We start from the raw sequence: 6164 nt of genomic DNA, 5'->3' as shown, positions 1-6164 counted from the left end.
TTAGATCAAGATAATACTATAAAACAAGATACACCTAGTTATTATTTTTCTCCTAAAGATGAAAGCAGTGGCAAAGGAAGACTTAGCATCTTTTATAAAAATGATGAACTTTGTTTGCTTAATTATTCTATTATAGAAAATTCTTTAAATATTAAATTAGAATGTTTAAGCAAACAAAGCTTAGAGTATAAAGACTTAATTTCAAACACTTTAAAAGAACAAAAAACCACACAAGTAGATAAAAAACAAGCTATAGCTAAACTTCATGCTCTTTTAGAAAATCAAAACCTAGAATGTATCCATGGAGGTAAAGTCATACTTAAATCAAACAAAGGAAAAACTTTTAAAGATGATGGTGTGCCTATAATGCTAGAAAGTGATTTATTAAACTCTAGTATAGTAGCTTGTCCTAATACTATAGCAGGTGTAAGTGTTCCTTGTACTAAAGTTGTTAATGTAAAAGGATCCTTATCTCAAAAGAAAGTCAATAATGAATATGTAATCTTACAAGAACTCATATCAGCTTGTATTAGTGATAAAGGTTTTCCTTTAAAAGTAAGCTTTACTCCTACTAAGTTTAAATTTGATCACAGCTTTAATCCTAAAGAGGGCTTAGGAGAACAAAGTAAAAATCAAATAGAGTTAAAAGAACCTATAATAAGACTTCATTATAAAAGTGATAGATTTCAAAAAGATAATTTACCTATCTATAATCTTTTAATCAATAATGAAAAAAAAGAACAAAATAAGGCTTTAAATGAATTTAATATAGATTTAAAAGATTTAAAAGATATAGAGGATATAAATATTCTTAATCAATTCAAACAAGACTTTAGTAAAGATTATGAATTTAAAGAATTAAATCTTAGCTTTGATACTAATTTAATCAAACTTTATTTTATTATCCCAAAAAACATTGCTAAAGTTTATAAAAGTGCTTATAAGGAATTTGAAAATAAAGATTTAGGAGTAGGGTATTTTACACAGCTACATGAGTATGATAAAATCATCAAAAATGCTTTAGAAGATAATAAAGAATTAAACGAATATCATTTTAGTTTTTTAGCTCCTGCAAAAATGCAAAATTTAAAACTTCAAATCGCACAAGGACTAGATGAAATCTTAGAAGATGAAGATAGAAAACAAGAGTTTTATGTTTGTAAATTTGTGGTGGTAAATGGGGTTAGTGAAAACAATACTCAAGAAAAAATCACTCATCTAAGCAATGATGGTCAAAATCTTTTAAAAAATATAGAGAAGCTAAGACTCAAACCTTATAATGATCAAAATGGAAAAGAAATTACTTCATATGTTAAAGGTGCAACTATTGGATATGGACATCTTATAGGGCAAAATGAATGGGATTTGTATAAAAATGGTATTACTTTACAAGAAGCGGATAAATTGTTTAAAAGCGATTTGTTGCCCTTTGAAAATGCTGTAAAAAATTCAATAAACTCTTCCTTAGCACAGAACGAATTTGATGCCTTGGTTATATTATGTTTTAATATAGGGATTGATAATTTTAAAAATTCTTCTGTTGTTAAAATCATCAATGCAGAGAAAACGGGTTGCAAAACATTAAAGGAAGCTTGGATGGCGTGGAACAAAAGTCAAAATAAAGTAATGCAAGGACTAATTAATAGGAGAAATGCTGAATATAAGCTTTACATTCAAGGAGGTTATGAAAAATGGTAATTTTTAAAAATATATTATTGTTTTTATTTTTTAGTACTTATTTATTAGCGCAAGAGGATTTTACTCCACTAGAGCAATGTACCTATGAAAATGAAAAGTTTTGGATAAAAATTTTAAATCTATGTCCAGAGGGTAATATAACTTGTGATAAAGTTGTATATGTGGGTGTCAATAAAAATAATGGAAAATATATTGTCCTAAACGGTAAGTCTATTAGTGATGTAAATATGAATTTTAAAGGATATGTTTTTAAAAATGGTATTTATGAATACAATATTTTTAATAATTTTTTATATATTTCTAAAAACAAGCAGATTATACAAGAATATCGTCTGAAATTATGTGAAAAATAGACACAACAAAGGCAACAAGCAACAACAAATACCTAGAATATGTAAAAAGTTAAAAAGATGCAATAAGAATTACAAGAAGTTTTTAAAGTTATAAAAATCCTAATTAATGAAATCTTAGCTCCTAAATTTTACAACAAATACAAAGATTTAGAAGTAGAGATTGATGATAAGGGCAATGTGCTTAGGTGGATAGGAGAGATTAATAGAGAGACAAAAAATATTAGCAAATAAAAAATGATATAATAATGCTTTATATAAGGAATCTTTTATGTTTATAAGTTCTAAAACAGAGTTAATTCAAACTATTAAAAATTTAACAATCAACAATAAAGAAGTTAAACAGATTGATTTTATTTATCCTAATTTTTCTATTTTACACGCTATATTAAAAAATATTGATTTTCATCAAAGAAAAATGCTATCTAAAAATCAAATATTGGCTATGGAAATACTAGAAATTTTAAAACAAACTTGTGATAATCACAATAATATAGAAATAAATATCCATACCCTTAATGAGCTTGATGCTGGACAAAATGTAAATTTAAAAGATTTATCAAGCAGTGAAATTTGCACTAAAGTTTATTTAGAAGACTTAGAAGAAGAAATTCAAGACAAGAAACAAGGTAAAGATTTTAATCTTTTTTATCATACAGATAAAAATAATCTTTGTATCGAATTTATCAATACTTTAAAAGAACTAGCTAAAGATTCTGAAGATATAACAACCTTAGACGAGTTAATCGAAAACATTGATCCTGATGATATAAGCAGTGAGAAATTTGATGATTTTAAGAAAAAAGTTTTAGAAAAGATTGGAAATGTCATAGAATCGGATTTTTTCAAAAATAGCATAAGTCCCACTTTAAAAAATACTTATGAAAAATTTATCAATGAGTTGTTAGAACACATTAAAAAACTTGCCGAAGAAAAAGAATATGAAAAAATTAAAATCATACTAAGTGCTATAGCGGGTGTTGCAATAGCCACAGTGGTAGCTGTTCTTACAGGTGGGACAGGATTAGCTATTTTGGCTGCTGGTTTATTTTCTTTAATGGGTTCTGCAAGCGAGTATTATGAATTTGCTCAAAGAGATTATGGCACACTTTTAACGACTTTAGCCGCATTTTTAGCCACTAGATGTGCTATGTTTATTCATTATATTAATTCTCGCTTGTTATCTTGTGTTTTAATTATTAATAAAAAAGAAATTATTGATTTAAGTGGTTTTGGATTATATCTTGGAAGTGATGAAAGCAATATCGCTTCGAATTTGGCTTATAAAATCACTTTAAGCGAAGAAATAAAAAGCATTGAAAATATTTTTAGTGAAATCTTTTTAAACCCAGAACAAAAAGACAAGGGATATAAAAATACACCCAATGATTCAAAATCGAGCAATTTACCCGCTTTCATTTCAACGCAAAAATTATCTAATTTGTATTTAAAAAACAATGCTATTTTAAAGAATTTGCAAGAAGATATTAAACAATTTATTTATTTTTCCTATATAGAAAGTCCAAATTTTAACTCAAGTAAACTAGCTGAATTTTTCGCACAAAAAAATCAAAATGCACAAATAGATTTAAATACAACTAAAATGAGTAAAAATTATTTGATTATTTCAAATATCCCCAATAAATACAATGCAGGACTTAGTGAAAGTTTAACTCAAGAAATCGCCAACTATAATATACAAGATAAATACAGAAGAATTAAAAAAAATATTGATACTTCAAAAAAAACTTATGACAGCACAAGAGATTATAGCGAATATAGCATAGAAATGCCACAAGATGAAAATGAACCTTATATTTTACAATTAAGCCCTTTTGTGAAAATATCCAAAGAAGCTTATGAGAATAGTAAAAAAGCTTATGAAGATATGCAAAAGGTTTATAAATATTTAACAAATTTTGTTGCTACACCGCAGAAGCTACCAGAATTCGCAAAAACAGCTAAAGAAAAATTAGCAATATCAGAAAATGAGCCAATGATAGAAATAGTAAAAAAGACGGAAAATTTACGACATTGCGAACGAATAAACATTTTAGCTTATATTGACTACAATAAAAAAATAAATGATAAAAAATGGCTTCCTTATTTTTATATCAAAAAATTCTTTAAACAAAACGAAGCCAAAGAATCCATCATAGAAAAAGAAAAGAAGATAGCTCATCAATATTTAACTTTTTTGAAAAAAGAGTTTTTTGAAAAATCGGATAAATCTTCATTTGGGAACTATTCTTTAATGGAATGTTTATTTATTTCATTTGTCTTGTATCAAGCTAAGCTTATTTTTCCAAATATCAATTTGGATTTGAAAAAATATGGAGGCAGTAATTTTGTATATATAAAATACTTAGAGGAAACTTATGTTTTATGGACAGATGAATGTCCAATATATGTAAATAATGAGCCAACAAATATTACAGCATATGAAGTTGTATCGCAATTATTAAAAATACTTGACAAAAAAGATTATTCTTTTGTGGAAAATGATAATTCGATAACTATAGATGATTTTTTTAATGAATTATCAAAAGATTTAGATACAACAAATACATTAGATAAAAAAATAATCAAATTAAAGCAAATGTATCATTTAGATGAACAAAAATGCATTAAAGAATTTATGAATTTAGACGAAGAAACGCAACGAGCTTTTGTTGCATGGATGGATATAGAGAAACAAATATCAGATTTATCAAAGCTTTTGGAGCAGATGTATGGAAAAGAATATTTAAATAAGGCAAAAGAACAAAAAACAAGTGAAATATTTACTTATGCAATGTTAAAAATTTTATTAAGTGCTAGTCCTTTTATCAGCTTTACAGCTCAAATGTTGTGGGATTTTAATTTTTTAAAAACAATAGAATATGTTATTCAAGCTTGTATTAAAATAAACAAAGAAGGATTTAAAGAATTTTTTAAAGAACAGCTTGGTATTTTTGCACCTCCAAAAAAGAATAGTATATATCATATACACATAAAATCTAATTTAATAATAAAAGCACGCTTGCAACAAATAGAAAAAGAATTAATTCATACTAAAATCCAAATGATTTTAGCACAAGAGATAAAATCCAATTTAATAATACAAAAAAATACATCCGGTTTAAATCTATTTATCACAAAGATAAAAGAATACTTTAATGAAAAACAAATTAAGATTTATTGGAGTGATAAATATATGAAACAATTATTTATATACTCTAATCAAGAAAGCAATATATCTAAAATTGCTCTTATGCATAGCATGGATATACAAACTCAAAAATATACTATTTATACTTATGCTAAGCTAAATAAACTTGACCTTGCTTCTATTGTGGCTGGAGAATTTGTGGGTATTTTTTTAAATTATCTCTTTCCAACAAATTTTAAAGCCCTACAAGAACAATATGAAAGCATTGTTTATCAGCTTTACACCTTCAAAGATGATTCTCCTTTAGCGGTTATAAGAGATCATTTTGTAACCTATCCTTTTGCAATCAATTCGAAATTCATTAGCTTTGATTTAAAGAAAATTTTTTATGGCATAGATCTTTGCACAGGAGTTTTTGACACTCATTTTTCCTTTCATTATGAAATAGATCAAAAGCTTGAAGAAAATAAAGAATTTCTTTTAAAAAGACTTTTATCTTATTTGATTATTGATGAGAAAAGAAATGCAACTGCTTTAGAGGATATAAAAGAACAAAAATATATTATAGATGATTATACTTTTTATTTTAAAGAATTAAAATCTTTAGAACTTAAAAAATGCACTATATATCAACTTCCTTGTAATCATCCTTTGTTTAAAGAGTTTAGAAATAAAGAAAAGCAAATTAGTGCTTTTAAAAAGGATGAAGATAGTCCTATTCATGCTTACAATGAAGCTTTACAAATTTTACAAGATTTTGCTAATGGAATTTACAATACAAGTAAAGATAAAACAGGAAGATATATAGAAGATAAAAATAAAACCAGAAGATTACTAGAAAAACTCAATATCATAGGACAAAACAATCTTAAGGCTATGTATATGGGGATAAATGGAAATGAAGAAAGCTTGAAAGCTATAGGCAAAAGAGAAAATAACACTAGCAAAGCAAGTGCAAATGCTGA

General features: G+C 25.9%; 3 protein-coding genes. All 3 read left to right on the top strand.

The genetic code is table 11. The annotated features are described in order from the left end of the window. The first annotated feature begins 114 nt into the window (after positions 1 to 114). The gene (locus AJ884_RS10180) at positions 115 to 1698 is read left to right on the top strand and encodes a lysozyme (protein WP_070286610.1); all 1584 of its coding nucleotides are present in this window, start codon (positions 115 to 117) and stop codon (positions 1696 to 1698) included. Continuing rightward, on the top strand, positions 1692 to 2051 hold the full coding sequence (locus AJ884_RS08105; RefSeq protein WP_002779560.1) for a hypothetical protein: 360 nt from the start codon (positions 1692 to 1694) through the stop codon (positions 2049 to 2051). Before AJ884_RS10180 ends, AJ884_RS08105 begins: the two co-directional genes overlap by 7 nt. 268 nt (positions 2052 to 2319) lie before the next feature. Beyond that, a partial coding sequence (locus tag AJ884_RS08100) for a hypothetical protein (RefSeq protein WP_070286609.1) occupies positions 2320 to 6164 on the top strand: 3845 nt, incomplete at its 3' end.

This window comes from Campylobacter sp. BCW_6463 (genome assembly GCF_001762785.1).
GTDB lineage: Bacteria > Campylobacterota > Campylobacteria > Campylobacterales > Campylobacteraceae > Campylobacter_D > Campylobacter_D jejuni.
Note: the sequence above shows the minus strand (reverse complement) of the source record. Positions and strands in the feature narration are given on the sequence as shown.